Source organism: Pleomorphomonas sp. JP5 (genome assembly GCF_023721815.1).
In the GTDB taxonomy this organism is placed as follows: Bacteria; Pseudomonadota; Alphaproteobacteria; order Rhizobiales; family Pleomorphomonadaceae; genus Pleomorphomonas.
Genome location: NZ_JAMDLI010000005.1, coordinates 1 through 12,691 on the forward strand (window position 1 = coordinate 1; position 12,691 = coordinate 12,691).

Genomic DNA, 12,691 nt, shown 5'->3' on the forward strand with positions numbered 1-12,691 from the left:
CTCCTGCTCGTGTCCAGAACGCGGCTAAACGTCTGAAGACGAGTAGAATCAATGCCATGCACCCTGTCCAGTGATTTAAACCGGACAGCAGTGGCCTGAAGCGCAGGATGACGATTTATATAAATGGGGCAATGGGACAGGCGTAGCACCTCGCCTCTGAGGTTTCTCCCTCCGTATAAGGCAGCTCGATGCGTTCCCCATTGTGGCGCGCGGGTTATCCAACTGATTCCTCTATATAAATTGTCATCTTTGCGCAGGCCTCTTGAATTCGCGCGCGAATTCAAGGTGGACCTCGGGCAGAAAGGGGCTCTGGGCTTCTATAGGGCTCCCCATGTTGAAGGGCGCCCGATATTGGCGGCTCGCTCTACCTTCCTGAGGTCCTCGCCTGCGCAAGGATGACAAATTATATAAATGGAATAATGGGATAGAGCGCATCGCCTAGCCTCTGAGGTTTCTCCCTCCGTATAAGGCAGCTCGATGCGCTCCCAATGGTGGCGCACCGGTTATCCAACTGATTCCTCTATATAAATTGTCATCCTTGCGCAGGCGAGGACCTCAGGCAGAAAGGGGCTCTGGGCTTCTATAGGGCTCCTCATGGTGAGGGGCGCCCGATATCGGCCGCTCGCTCTACCGTCCCGAGGTCCACCGTGCATTCGCGCGCGAATGCACGCGGCCTAAAGCGCAGGATAACATTAAGTGATATAAAACAATTTGTTAGCTCGCCGCTTGATCTTGGCTTCCCCCCCCCCTCTCGCCCCTACTCGATGATCTCCGGTTCCACCAGCTTGGCGAGTTTGCGGAGGGATTCCTGCCAGCCGAGATAGCAGGCTTCGCGGGGGATGGCGTCGGGGATGCCTTGCTGCACGATGGTGACGTCGGTGCCGACCGACACGGCGGTGAGGCTCACCGTCACCGTCATCTCACCCGGCAGGCCGGGGGCGTCGAAGGTGTCGGTGTAGACCAGCCGCTCGCCGGGCACGAGCTCCTGGTAGGTGCCGCCGAAGGCGTGGCTGGCGCCGGTGGTGAAGTTGCGGAAGCTCATGCGGTAGGTGCCGCCGACCGCCGGGGTGTGCTCGTGCACGGTGCAGGTGAAGCCGTTGGGCGGCAGCCAGGTGGCCAGGGCGTCGGGCTCGACGAAGGCCCGGTAGATCTTCTCGGGCCGGGTGGTGAAGACGCGGTGGAGTTTCACGGTGCTGGTCATGGTCGTCCCTCCTCCGAGGCGAAACGCATGTGAGGCGCCGGGCCTATGTGTTTTCCCTCATATGGACCATAGCACGGTCGGGGGGAACCGGGGATTCGCCGATGGGAGGCGGGCGGCGCATATGGATCGCACCGGACGGCGACGCCCGCTCCATGGTGTAGAAGGGGGCGGGAGGACCGACATGACCGCCTATTTCGTCGCCCAGATCCGCATCGACGACCCGGCCGAATACCAGCGCTATCTCGACGCCTGCGACGCCGTGTTCGCCCGCTTCAACGGCGAGTATCTCGCGGTCGATGCCGCGCCGACCGTGCTGGAAGGCGCGTGGCCCTACACCCGCTCGGTGCTGATCCGCTTCCCCTCCGAGGCCGATCTCCTCGCCTGGTACAATTCGCCAGACTACCAGGAGATCGTCGTCCACCGCCTTGCCGGCGCCCGGTGCGACAGCATCCTGCTGCACGGGAAAGACGAGGGGTAGGAGCGCACCGCTCCCGGATCAGCGGGCGGCGAAGCGCTGCCGGGCGGCGTCGGTGGCGGGCATGTAGAGCGACACCGCCGTGCCCTCGGGGTCGCGGAACTGGAAGGTCTTGTTGCCCCAGGGCATCACCTTCATGTCGTGCACCAGCGTGACCTTGTCTTTCAGGCGCGCATAGGCGGCGTCGACGTCGTCCACCTGGAATTCCAGGATGGCGGTACGGTTGTGGCCCGGTTCGGCAGCGCCCGGCTGCCAGAGGGGCACGGTGTCCTCGGCGCCGATGGCCAGCGTGCCCGACGGCGTGACGATCTCGGCGAACACCGGCGCCAGCCAGTCGGCGGCAAGGCCGGTCACCATCTCGTAGAAGGCCACCATGGACTTGATGTCATGGGCGATGAGGCGCGTGGAGGCGAACTTCATGACTGTCTCCCTTGGGGCGGCTTAACTGTGGCCGATGGATATGCTACGATACGGTATCGTAGCGAAAGAGTCGAGAGGGGTGCGATGGGGGCCGCGCGTGGGGACGCTTCCGAAGGGGCGGAGGTCATGGACGAACGGGTGCGGCGGTCGCGGGCGGCGGTGTTGGCCGCCACGTCGGATCTGCTGTTCGAACGCGGCTACTCCGGCGTCAGCGTCGACGAGGTGGCGCGGCGCTCGGGCGTGGCGAAGACCACCATCTACCGCCACTGGCCGTCCCGGACCGATCTGTTGCGCGACGCCTGCGCCAACATCGGCACGCCGCAGACGACGCCGGATCTCGGCAGCCTCAGGGCGGATATCGCGGCGCTGATGGGCGCCCTGGCCGAGGCGCTCACCACGGCGCGCTGGACCGCCGTGCTGCCGTCGATCGTCGATGCCGGCGAGCGCGATCCCGACATGGCCGAGATGTATCGCCGCCTGCAACAGGGCTATTCGGCGCCGTTCGAGGCGGCGATCCGGCGCGGCATCGCCCGGGGCGAACTCCCCGCCGACACCGACGTCGCCGCCCTCGCAGCCGCCCTGATCGGCCCGCTGTTCTTCCGCCGCTGGTTCGCCCGCGAGCCGCTGACCGACGGCTTCGTGAGGGAGATCGTGCGGATCGTGGTGGGGTAGCAACCTGAAGCGCTTGGGCGGTTGGTCGGGGGGCGAAGGCATTGCGGGTAAGGTGTCCTGAACTTCGCGCCCGGAGCCAGGCCCAGTTTGAGCAACGAGCGGAATACTCAGTCAGATTGAGCGGTCAGATAAAGCTGTAGACCGTGGCGCGAGCGCCCCTTGGCCGGCGTCGCGAAAAGCAGCTATGGAGGGGTGGGGCGCCATCGCCTTGCCGAATGAACGCGGAGAGTTTCGGATTGAGAAAGCTTCTGTCCATTGTGCTTGTCATCGTCATCGCCTCGGCGGTCACCCTCGGCTGGCGCTGGTATAGCTACGTGAGCAACACGGACGGCCCCTATGACGAAGTGGGAATCGAGCTGAACAGCCGCATGCCCCTGCCGCTGCGCAAGTGGGGCTGCGACAGGCTGAAGGCGACCTTCGGCGCCGTGCTGCCGCCCTATGGATGCAGCGCCGAAGACGGCAAGAGCTGGATCGAGTGAGGTTGGGGAATCGAGCGAGAGCGGGGGGCTTGCCTGCCGCTGGCGCGCCAGCGGCGGCGATGGCCTCTCACAGCAACCGGTAGCTCCGCTCCACCCTGACGGGCAGGAACTCGACAAGGTCCGCCGTGTCGAAGTCGACCTCGAAGTCCAGCCGCTTCCGCCCGGCCCACGCCATCGCCGCGGTCGCCTCGGCGCGCGGCACCCTGGTGGCGAGGCTGCAGTGTGGGACCCAGTTGCCTTCGCGGTAATGCGGGTCGCAGAGGGCGGGGTCGATGTGGCGATGCAGCCTGTGGTGAAGCGCCATCAGGGATGCATCGGGGCGCGGTCTGGCCCAGAGCACCAGAGGATCGTTGTCGAAGTAGCCGACGCCGTCGAAGACGATGGTCAGCTTGGGCTGGGCGGCGAACACCTCGTCCAGCGCGTCGACGACGCGGCCCGGATGCTCGGGAAAGACGGCCAGCGTGAGGTGGGGCGGGTAGTCGAGGGCGGCCATCGAACCGCTGACCTCGAAGGCGCTCGCCTCGTCCCAGAGCTTCAGGATCGGAGCGGCCGTGGCGTTCTGGCACTTGATGCTGATGGCATGGGGCATTGGCTCACGCTCCGTCCTCTCCTCGCAGGCTGAGCAAGCTTATGCCCGGAGCGGGCGGGCGGTCGAGTTCCTTCGGCAGGTTGATATCGGGCGCCCTTGTTGCAGGGAGCGTGATATGGGCCGGTGCGACGTCTCGTCCCGAGGTCCTGCGCCTTCGCGCAGGATGACGACCTGATGGATAGGGCGGCTTCGGCAACCGATTGTTCAAATTATATAATTTCGTCATCCTGCGCGAAGGCGCAGGACCTCGGGAAGGTGGAGCAAGCGGCCGATATCACGCGACGCCAGCCCTCGATGACTGTCGCCCCCTTGCCGATCGCCGCCTCTCCGGTTACCCTTCCTCCGTGCTTGGCGATGCCCCCGGATGATGACGGGCGGCGGCCGGCGCAAACCTCCCCAGATCCTGCCCCGAAACTCTACTGGCATGGGCATTTGGCCTAGAGTTCTGCGCTTCCGGTGCTCACGAACCTCAAGTTCGCTCCGCTCCGGTACTCAAACTCGTCGCCATCTGCCTCACGCCAGCGAGTTTCGAGACAGGCTCTTACAGATCCAATTTCGAGGATGGCACATGTGTGACCATTTGTTTGTCGTGACCGGCGGCCCCGGTTCGGGCAAGAGCACGTTGATCGAGGCGTTGTCGCGGCGCGGCGTCGCCAGCATGCCGGAGGCCGGGCGGGCGATCATTCGCGATCAGGTGGCGATCGGCGGCACGGCGCTGCCCTGGGCCGACCGCGCCCTCTACGCCGAGCTGATGCTGGGCTGGGAGCTGCGCTCCTTCCACGAGGCCGAGGCGATGGCCGGGCCGGTGGTGATGGATCGCGGCATCCCCGACATCGCCGGCTACCTCACGCTGATCGGCCTTGACGTGCCGGCCCACGTCGAGGTGGCGGCGCGGCGGTTCCGCTACAACCGCACTGTCTTCCTCGCCCCCTATTGGGAGGCGATCTTCGCCCAGGACGCCGAGCGCAAGCAGGACAAGGCCGAGGCCGAGGCGACCGCCAGGATGATGGAGGAGACCTACAAGGCGCTGGGCTACGAGGTGGTCGCGCTGCCGCTGGCCAGCGTGGAGGCGCGGGCCGATTTCGTGATGGAGCGGGTGGGGCGGTAGATGGGCGTCATCGGGCTGTGACTAAGCATTCGTAACAAGGGTACCCGCCAGGGTTTAAGGGTGCTAATCCTGGATTGTGGCGGCCTGAGTTGGACGTTGGGGAGTGGGGATCGATGGGTGTTCGTTTTCTGAAGGGGCTGGCGATCGTGGCGGTGCTCGGCGTGTTTGTCGCGCCGTCCGTTTCGAGCGCCGAGACCATGGACAATCTGGTGCGGCAGGGCTTCAAGGTCAGCAAGCTGACCAACAGCAAGTCCGGGCGGTTGGGCTGGAACGTCACCAAGGGGGACAAGACGTATTTCTGCCCGATCGGCTTTGCCTCCGCCTATATCGACGACAAGAAGATGTATGGGTTTTCCAGCTCGGGCCGGCCGATTTCGATGGATCGCAAGGTCTACGATTCCCATATCGGCGGGCCGGACCCCAACATTCCCTACTGGAAGGACATCAAGGCCGGGCGTCTCAGGCCTCAGGACGTCGACCCCTGCCGGCGGACGCCGTAGGCATGTAGCCATGGGCGGGAAGGGGCGGATGGCGTAGACTGGCCCTCTGAACGAGGAGGACGGCATGCAGACCATCGTCATCACGGGCGCCAGCGACGGCATCGGCGCCGCGGCGGCGCGTCAGCTCAAGACCGGCGGGCACCGCGTGGTGCTGGTCGGGCGCTCGCCGGCCAAGACCGAGGCGCTGGCGCGGGAGATCGACGCGCCGTTCCATGTCGCCGACTATGCCCGCCTTTCGGAGGTGAAGCGGCTGGCCGGCGAGCTTGCCGCCTACGAGCGGATCGACGTGCTCGCCAACAATGCCGGCGGCATCATGGGGCCGCGCACCGTCACCGAGGACGGTTTCGAGAAGACCTTTCAGGTCAACCACCTCGCCGGCTTCCTTCTGACCCGCCTTTTGATGGACAGGCTGGCCGCAAGCGACGCCAGGGTGATCCAGACCTCGAGCTTTGCCGCCAACGTCTGGGGGCGGGGGCTCGACGTCGACGATCTCAACCAGACGCGCGGCTACTCGCCGACCAGCGCCTATGGCCGCAGCAAGCTCGCCAACATCCTGTTCACCCGCGAGCTGGACCGGCGGCACCGCGCCGACGGCATCGCCGCCGTGGCCTTCCATCCGGGCTTCGTGCGGTCGAACTTCGCCGAGGACACCACCTTCTTCATGCGCTGGTTCTACCACACGCCGCTGCGCTACCTCGCCACCATCAGCCCGGAGACCAGCGCCCGCCGGCTGGTGGCGCTTTGCGAGGGCGCGCCGGGGCGCGACTGGCAGCCGGGCGAGGTCTATCTCAAGCGGGCGCGCATGCCCGTCGCCTTCCGCGACGACGGAAGCGTGGCGCGGGCGCTGTGGGAGCGCAGCGAGGATATGGTGGCGCCGTTCCTGGGGTGATCCGGGCGGCCTCCCCATCGACAAATGGCGGATGGTGCGGCGGGCGGTGTTGATCGTTATGCTGCGCCTAGAGCACGTCCGGCGAACCCTGTTCGCCAACATGCTCTATCTCTTTGTTTTTACGCAACTCCGGGCGCAAAACCGGTTCCCACTTTTGCTGGAGTTGCTCGCTAGCGACTGTGACACGGAGCGTGACCATGACGATGATGCAGGTTGACGAAGATTTCCCCCTCACTGTCGCGCGCGCATCCATCGTGACCGGTAGCCCGACGACCCTCAGGATCGCCGACTCGGTATTGCGCATGGTGGCCAAGCCCGTGCCCGAGGAGATGATCGGCACGGAGACGCTGAAGCATCTCGTCGAGGAAATGTGGATGTGCATGCTCGATGCCGGCGGCGTCGGCATCGCGGCGCCGCAGGTGGGCATTTCCTGGCGCCTGTTCATCGCCACGGCCATGAAGATCCTGCCCTCCACCGTGTTCGTCAATCCGGAGGTCGAGTATTTCGGCGAGGCCTCGGTGCTGGGCGAGGAAGGCTGCCTCAGCGTGCCCGGCTGGCGCTCGGCCAAGGTGCTGCGCCACCCCAAGGTCACCGTGCGCTACCGCGACATGGCCGGCGCCGCCCACGTCGCCACCTACGAGGGGCTGGCCGCCCGCATCGTCCAGCACGAGTTCGACCACCTCAACGGCAAGCTGTTCATCGACCTCGACGACAGCCCGGAGGTCGATCATCCCCTGCGGCGGCGCGCTCTGAGGGCGATGGCCGAGATGGACCAACGGCTGAAGGCGGTGGCGGAGGAGGCTTGAGGGGGGGGGCGGGGAGCCTGATATGGGCCGATGCGATTTCTCGTCCTGAGGTCCTGCGCCTGCGCGCAGGATGACAATTAATTGATATGAAACAGATGGTTAGCGGCTCGCGTAATGGCAGTCGTAAGGGGGCATCGCTGTGCCGTGATATCGGGTGCCCTTCCCATCACACTGTCATTCTGCGCGTAGGCGCAGAACCTCAGGCAGGATGGGGCGCTGCGGTTGATATCGGGCTCCCCGTGGTTCTTGGCGCTTGATATGGGCCGAGGAGATTTCTTGTCCTGAGGTCCTGCGCCTGAAGCGCAGGATGGCAATTAATTGATATGAAACAGATGGTTAGCGGCTCGCGTAATGGCGGTCGTAAGGGGGGGCATCGCTGTGCCGTGATATCGGGCGCCCTTCCCATCCTGTCATTCTGCGCGTAGGCGCAGGACCTCAGGCAGGATGGGGCGCTGTGGTTGATATCTGGCTCCCCGTGGTTCTTGGCGCTTGATAGGGGCCGAGGAGATTTCTTGTCCTGAGGTCCTGCGCCTGAAGCGCAGGATGACGGATTTATATAGACGGGGCAGTGGGGTAGGCGGCCCGCGAGGGCGCAAACCGTCGCCACCGCCGTGATGCGGAGTACAGCGTTTGCAGCTGCATGCGCTCCGCTATCCATTTGTTACATATATAGATTTGTCATCCTGCGCTTTAGGCGCAGGACCTCGGGCAGGATGGGGCTCGAGGGTGATATCGGGCTCCCCTTGGGTGCGGGCGCGCGATATGGGCCGAGGGGATTTCTTGTCCTGAGGTCCTGCGCCTGAAGCGCAGGATGACGGATTTATATAGACGGGGCGGTGGGATAGGCGGCCCGCGAGGCCATAAACCGCCGTCACTGCCGTGATGCGGAGTACAGCGTTCTCAGCTGCATGCGCTCCGCTATCCAACTGTTACATATATAGATTTGTCATCCTGCGCTTCAGGCGCAGGACCTCGGGCAGGATGGGGTGCTGTGGTTGATATCTGGCTCCCCGTGGTTCTTGGCGCTTGATATGGGCCGAGGAGATTTCTTGTCCTGAGGTCCTGCGCCTGAAGCGCAGGATGGCGGATTTATTGATATAAAACAAATAGATAGAGTTGCGCGCCGGTCAGGCCGAGTGTTCCAGCCGGGTGGCGGGCCAGCCGAGGTCCTGGCCGATGGCGAGGAGGGCGTCGACGAGGGTGCGCATGTGGGCTTCGGTGTGGAAGGGTGTTGGCGTGATGCGCAGGCGTTCCTGGCCGCGCGCCACCGTCGGGTAGTTGATCGGTTGGACGTAGATGTCGTGGTCGGCGATCAGGCGTTCGCTGATGCGGCGGCAGAGGTGGGCGTCGCCGACGATGACGGGCAGGATGTGGCTGGGCGTGTCGAGCACCGGCAGGCCGGCTTCCATCAGCATGGCTTTGAGGCGGGCGGCGTTGGCGGCTTGCCGCGCGCGGCCTTCGGGGTGGGTGCGCACGTGGCGGATGGCGGCGCGCGCGCCGGCTGCGAGATGCGGAGGGAGCGAGGTGCTGAAGATGAAGCTCTCGGCCAGACTGCGGACGACGTCGATCAGCGCGGCGGGGCCGCTGATGTAGCCGCCCATGATGCCGAAGGCCTTGGCCAGCGTGCCCTCGATGACCGTCAGCCGGTGGGCGAGGCCGTCGCGGTCGGCGATGCCGCCGCCTTGCGGGCCGTAGAGGCCGACGGCGTGGACCTCGTCGAGATAGGTGAGGGCGCCGTATTTGTCGGCCACGTCGCAGAGGGCGGCGATGGGCGCGATGTCGCCATCCATCGAGTAGACGCTCTCGAAGGCGACGATCTTGGGCCGGTCGGCGTCGACGGCGGCCATCAGCTCGTCGAGATGGGCGACGTCGTTGTGGCGGAAGATGCGCTTTTCGGCGCCCGAACGGCGGATGCCCTCGATCATCGAATTGTGGTTCTGCGCGTCGGAGAAGATGACGCAGTTCGGCAGCACGCGCCCGAGCGTGCCGAGCGCCGCCAGATTGGAGATCCAGCCGGAGGTGAAGATCAGCGCCGCTTCCTTGCCGTGCAGGTCGGCCAGCTCGCCTTCAAGCGCCACATGCTGGCGGTTGGTGCCGGAAATGTTGCGGGTGCCGCCGGCGCCGGCGCCCGACAGGTCGAGCTCGGCGTGCATGGCGTCGAGCACCTCGGGGTGCTGGCCCATGCCGAGATAGTCGTTGGAACACCAGACGGTAACCCGCCGCGTCTTGCCGTCGGGGCCGCGCCAGAGGGCGGTGGGGAACGCGCCGTTGATACGCTCCAGCTCGGCGAAGGTGCGATAGCGACCGTCGCGCTTCATGTCGGCGAGCAGGGTGTTGAAATGCTGGTTGGTGTCCATGTCGAATGCCTTGTCGGGTGGGGCTGGCGATGGGAGCGCCCGTGGGTGCGGCCATACATTCTGCGGTAATGTGTATGGATTGATTCCATACAGCGCAAGCCGGATGCCGGCGATGGTGCTATGCGCTCCGAATATTCATGGCTGCTATGCTCAAGTTTCCTGGGGCAATGGAAGGGCGTGAAATGGCGGAAAATCGGTGATTTCTTCGCTATCGTCTGGGGCTGTCAGACAGTGGGCGGCGGTGTAAGGGGTTTCCTTTATCGGCCATACATGGTAGCGTTTTTGTATGTGAACGTGCCATACAAAGAGGGCGCCATGTGGAAGCCACGACTGATCGAGGGCGCGCGGGCGAAGTATCTCGGCATCGTCGAGGCGCTTGAGGCCGACGTGCGGTCGGGGCGCGCGGCGCGCGGCGATCGTCTGCCGGCGCAGCGGGCCATTGCCGAAGCGCTGGGCGTCGACCTGACGACGGTGACGCGGGCCTTCAACGAGGCGCGGCGGCGCGGGCTGGTGGCGGCGCAGGCCGGGCGCGGCACCTTCATCAGCGACACGGCGGACGGCGAGGGCGGCGTGGCCGCTTCCTCGCCGATCGACCTCAGCATGAACATTCCGCCGCAGCCGGCCAGCTTCGATTTCCGCAAGCTGATGCCGCAGGGCATCGCCGGCGTTCTCGGCAGCCCCAACGGCCTCCTCCGCCTGCACTATCAGGACAGCACCGGGGCGGAAGCCGACCGGCAGGCCGGCGCCAGCTGGCTCACGCGGCGCGTTGCCGGCGCGGCGGCCGAGCGCGTGGTGGTGGCCGCCGGGGCGCAAAGCGCGCTGTTCGCCCTCTGCGAACTGTTGCTCGACCGGGGCGATGTGGTGGCCGCCGGGGCGATGACCTATCCGGGGCTGAAGGCGGTGGCCCTCGAAAGGGGGCTGACCCTCGCGCCGCTCGCCATGGACGAGGACGGCATTCTGCCCGAGGCCTTCGAGGCGGCCTGCCGCGAGCGGGCGCCCCGGCTTCTCTACGTCATTCCCAGCATCGACAATCCGACGACGGCGACGCTGCCCGAGGCGCGCCGCCGCGCCATCGTCGACATCGCCCGCCGGCATGGCGTGACGATCGTCGAGGACGACCCTTACGCGCCGCTTCGGCCCGACCGGCTGGTGACCATGGCGGAACTGGCGCCCGACATCACCTGGCACATCGCCACCCTGTCGAAATGCGCCACACCGGCGCTGCGCGTCGCCTATGTGCTGGCGCCAAGCGCCGCCGCCGCCTTGCGGCTGGCCGGCGTGCTGCGCGCCACCAGCCTGATGGCGCCGCCGCTGATGTCGGCGCTGGTCAGCCGCTGGATCGTCGACGGCGCGCTCGACGAACTGGCCGGCGCGATCGGCGCGGAGAACGAGGCGCGGCAGGCGCTGGCGGCGTCGATCCTCGGCACCGGCTACGCCGCCGACCCGCGCGGCCATCACCTGTGGCTGCGCCTGCCGGCGCACTGGCGGGCCGCCGACTTCGCCGAGCATGCAGACCGCGCCGGCGTCTCCATCGTGCCTGCCTCGGCCTTCGCCACCGTCGCCCATCCTGTCGAGGCGGTGCGCATCTCGCTCGGCGTCGCGCCCGACCGGGGCGACCTCGAGGACGGGCTGACCCAGCTTTCAAGCCTCATCGCCCAGCCGGCCTTTGCCACCCGCGCGGTCGTTTGAGGTTCAGGACACAGCCATGACCTTGTTCACATCCACCCCCACGACGATCGCCAAACCCACGGAGGGCGCGCCATGTTCGGCCTGACCGCGCTGGAACTGGCCCGCATCCAGTTCGGCTTCACCATTTCCTTCCACATCGTCTTTCCGGCCATCACCATCGGCCTCGCCAGCTATCTGGTGGTGCTGGAAGCGATGTGGCTGTGGAAGAAGGATCTCGTCTATCGCGACCTCTATCATTTCTGGTCGAAGATCTTCGCCGTCAACTTCGCCATGGGCGTCGTCTCGGGGCTGGTCATGGCCTATCAGTTCGGCACCAACTGGAGCTATTTCTCCTCCTTCGCCGGCTCGATCACCGGCCCGCTGCTCGCCTACGAGGTGCTGACCGCCTTCTTCCTGGAAGCGGGCTTCCTGGGGGTGATGCTGTTCGGCTGGAACAAGGTGGGGCCGGGGCTGCACCTCTTCTCCACCTTCATGGTGGCGCTCGGCACGCTGATTTCCGCCACCTGGATCCTCGCCTCCAACAGCTGGATGCAGACGCCGCAGGGCCATGAGATCATCAACGGCGTGGTGGTGCCGGTGGACTGGCTGAAGGTGATCTTCAACCCGTCCTTCCCCTACCGCCTCGCGCACATGGTGGTGGCCGCCTTCCTGGCCACGGCGCTGTTCGTCGGCGCGTCCGGGGCGTGGCATCTCATGCGGGGCAACAACACGCCGCGCATCCGCACCATGTTCTCCATGGCCATGTGGATGGTGCTGATCGTCACGCCGTTGCAGATCCTGGTCGGCGACCAGCACGGCCTCAACACGCTGGAGCACCAGCCGGCCAAGGTGGCGGCCATGGAAGGCCACTGGCGCAACGAGCCGGGCGCCGGCGCGCCGCTGATCCTGTTCGGCTGGCCCGACATGGAGGCCGAGGTGACGCGCTACAAGCTGGAAATCCCCCGGCTGGGCGGCCTGATCCTGACGCACAGCCTCGACGGCCAGTACAAGGCCCTCAGCGAGTTCCCGAAAGAGGACCGGCCGAATTCCACGGTGGTGTTCTGGTCGTTCCGCGTCATGGTGGGTCTGGGCATGCTGATGCTGGTGCTGGGCCTCTGGAGCGCCTGGCTGCGCTGGCGCGGCAGCTTCTACGAGCAGCGCTGGTTCCTGCGCCTTGCCACCTGGATGGGGCCATCCGGCCTGATCGCCATCCTGGCTGGCTGGTACACCACCGAGATCGGCCGCCAGCCGTGGATCGTCTATGGCGTCATGCGCACCAAGGATGCCGTGTCCAACCACTCGGCGCCGGTGCTGTCGGCGACGCTGATCGCCTTCCTCGTCATGTATTTCGCCGTGTTCGGCACCGGCGTCCGCTACATGCTGAAGCTGGTGGCCAAGGGGCCGGAGACCAGCGACGACGGCGACCATCCGCTGGGAAAGGGGCAAGCGCAAGGGGGACAGGCGCAACGGCCGGCCCGACCGCTTTCCGCCGCCCCCGACGACGTCGACCCGTCGCTCAACTGAGGA

At 65.9% G+C, this 12,691-nt stretch carries 13 protein-coding genes; 9 read left to right on the top strand and 4 right to left on the bottom strand.

Annotated features, from left to right (window positions below):
* Window positions 1–757: 757 nt before the first annotated feature.
* Window positions 758–1,201 (bottom strand): SRPBCC family protein, encoded by a 444-nt coding sequence (locus M4J40_RS04875; protein ID WP_251752574.1) that lies wholly within the window; start codon window positions 1,199–1,201, stop codon window positions 758–760.
* A 181-nt stretch (window positions 1,202–1,382) separates the two neighbouring features.
* Between M4J40_RS04875 and M4J40_RS04880 the strand changes: the two genes are divergently transcribed.
* Window positions 1,383–1,679: a DUF1330 domain-containing protein gene (locus M4J40_RS04880; RefSeq protein WP_251752575.1), complete on the top strand. Its 297-nt coding sequence runs from the start codon at window positions 1,383–1,385 to the stop codon at window positions 1,677–1,679.
* 18 nt (window positions 1,680–1,697) lie between these two features.
* Here the strand turns inward: M4J40_RS04880 and M4J40_RS04885 are convergent, their stop codons facing one another.
* Entirely contained in the window at window positions 1,698–2,096 is a 399-nt protein-coding gene (locus M4J40_RS04885) for a VOC family protein (protein ID WP_251752577.1), read from the bottom strand.
* A 126-nt stretch (window positions 2,097–2,222) separates the two neighbouring features.
* On the opposite strand from M4J40_RS04885, the gene M4J40_RS04890 reads away from it, so the two are divergent.
* Both M4J40_RS04890 and M4J40_RS04895 read left to right on the top strand, forming a co-directional pair.
* Complete coding sequence (locus tag M4J40_RS04890; RefSeq protein WP_251752579.1) at window positions 2,223–2,768, top strand: TetR/AcrR family transcriptional regulator; 546 nt, start codon at window positions 2,223–2,225, stop codon at window positions 2,766–2,768.
* A gap of 236 nt (window positions 2,769–3,004) precedes the next feature.
* Window positions 3,005–3,247: a YdgA family protein gene (locus tag M4J40_RS04895; RefSeq protein WP_251752581.1), complete on the top strand. Its 243-nt coding sequence runs from the start codon at window positions 3,005–3,007 to the stop codon at window positions 3,245–3,247.
* Between the two features lie 67 nt (window positions 3,248–3,314).
* Here M4J40_RS04895 and M4J40_RS04900 read toward each other — a convergent pair whose 3' ends face one another.
* Entirely contained in the window at window positions 3,315–3,836 is a 522-nt protein-coding gene (locus M4J40_RS04900; RefSeq protein ID WP_251752582.1) for a 2'-5' RNA ligase family protein, read from the bottom strand.
* A gap of 568 nt (window positions 3,837–4,404) precedes the next feature.
* On the opposite strand from M4J40_RS04900, the gene M4J40_RS04905 reads away from it, so the two are divergent.
* The 4 genes from M4J40_RS04905 to def all read left to right on the top strand — a co-directional run bounded on the left by M4J40_RS04905 (window position 4,405) and on the right by def (window position 7,139).
* Complete coding sequence (locus tag M4J40_RS04905; protein ID WP_251752583.1) at window positions 4,405–4,944, top strand: AAA family ATPase; 540 nt, start codon at window positions 4,405–4,407, stop codon at window positions 4,942–4,944.
* 113 nt (window positions 4,945–5,057) lie between these two features.
* On the top strand, window positions 5,058–5,444 hold the full coding sequence (locus tag M4J40_RS04910) for a hypothetical protein (protein ID WP_251752584.1): 387 nt from the start codon (window positions 5,058–5,060) through the stop codon (window positions 5,442–5,444).
* 64 nt (window positions 5,445–5,508) lie between these two features.
* Window positions 5,509–6,333 carry an SDR family NAD(P)-dependent oxidoreductase gene (locus M4J40_RS04915; RefSeq protein WP_251752585.1) on the top strand — a complete coding sequence of 275 codons (825 nt, stop codon included), beginning with the start codon at window positions 5,509–5,511 and terminating at the stop codon, window positions 6,331–6,333.
* 197 nt (window positions 6,334–6,530) lie between these two features.
* Window positions 6,531–7,139, top strand: a complete 609-nt coding sequence (def, locus tag M4J40_RS04920; RefSeq protein WP_251752586.1) for a peptide deformylase — start codon at window positions 6,531–6,533, stop codon at window positions 7,137–7,139.
* Between the two features lie 1,127 nt (window positions 7,140–8,266).
* On the opposite strand, the gene hemA is transcribed toward def, so the two are convergent.
* The gene (gene hemA, locus M4J40_RS04925) at window positions 8,267–9,496 is read right to left on the bottom strand and encodes a 5-aminolevulinate synthase (RefSeq protein WP_251752587.1); all 1,230 of its coding nucleotides are present in this window, start codon (window positions 9,494–9,496) and stop codon (window positions 8,267–8,269) included.
* 315 nt (window positions 9,497–9,811) lie between these two features.
* Here hemA and M4J40_RS04930 point away from each other — a divergent pair, with 315 nt between their 5' ends.
* Together M4J40_RS04930 and M4J40_RS04935 are read left to right on the top strand one after the other, a co-directional pair.
* Entirely contained in the window at window positions 9,812–11,185 is a 1,374-nt protein-coding gene (locus M4J40_RS04930) for a PLP-dependent aminotransferase family protein (RefSeq protein WP_251752588.1), read from the top strand.
* Window positions 11,186–11,257: 72 nt separating this feature from the next.
* Window positions 11,258–12,688, top strand: coding sequence for a cytochrome ubiquinol oxidase subunit I (locus M4J40_RS04935; RefSeq protein WP_251752590.1), 1,431 nt, complete (start codon window positions 11,258–11,260; stop codon window positions 12,686–12,688).
* Window positions 12,689–12,691: the final 3 nt, after the last annotated feature.

Excerpts from the sequence above, each read along its gene's own strand:
- M4J40_RS04885 (WP_251752577.1), bottom strand. The coding sequence starts at position 2,096 with ATGAAGTTCGCCTCCACGCGCCTCATCGCCCATGACATCAAGTCCATG.
- M4J40_RS04910 (WP_251752584.1), top strand. The coding sequence starts at position 5,058 with ATGGGTGTTCGTTTTCTGAAGGGGCTGGCGATCGTGGCGGTGCTCGGC.
- M4J40_RS04935 (WP_251752590.1), top strand. The coding sequence starts at position 11,258 with ATGTTCGGCCTGACCGCGCTGGAACTGGCCCGCATCCAGTTCGGCTTC.
- M4J40_RS04905 (WP_251752583.1), top strand. The coding sequence starts at position 4,405 with ATGTGTGACCATTTGTTTGTCGTGACCGGCGGCCCCGGTTCGGGCAAG.
- M4J40_RS04875 (WP_251752574.1), bottom strand. The coding sequence starts at position 1,201 with ATGACCAGCACCGTGAAACTCCACCGCGTCTTCACCACCCGGCCCGAG.
- M4J40_RS04900 (WP_251752582.1), bottom strand. The coding sequence starts at position 3,836 with ATGCCCCATGCCATCAGCATCAAGTGCCAGAACGCCACGGCCGCTCCG.
- M4J40_RS04930 (WP_251752588.1), top strand. The coding sequence starts at position 9,812 with ATGTGGAAGCCACGACTGATCGAGGGCGCGCGGGCGAAGTATCTCGGC.
- def (WP_251752586.1), top strand. The coding sequence starts at position 6,531 with ATGACGATGATGCAGGTTGACGAAGATTTCCCCCTCACTGTCGCGCGC.
- hemA (WP_251752587.1), bottom strand. The coding sequence starts at position 9,496 with ATGGACACCAACCAGCATTTCAACACCCTGCTCGCCGACATGAAGCGC.
- M4J40_RS04880 (WP_251752575.1), top strand. The coding sequence starts at position 1,383 with ATGACCGCCTATTTCGTCGCCCAGATCCGCATCGACGACCCGGCCGAA.
- M4J40_RS04890 (WP_251752579.1), top strand. The coding sequence starts at position 2,223 with ATGGACGAACGGGTGCGGCGGTCGCGGGCGGCGGTGTTGGCCGCCACG.
- M4J40_RS04915 (WP_251752585.1), top strand. The coding sequence starts at position 5,509 with ATGCAGACCATCGTCATCACGGGCGCCAGCGACGGCATCGGCGCCGCG.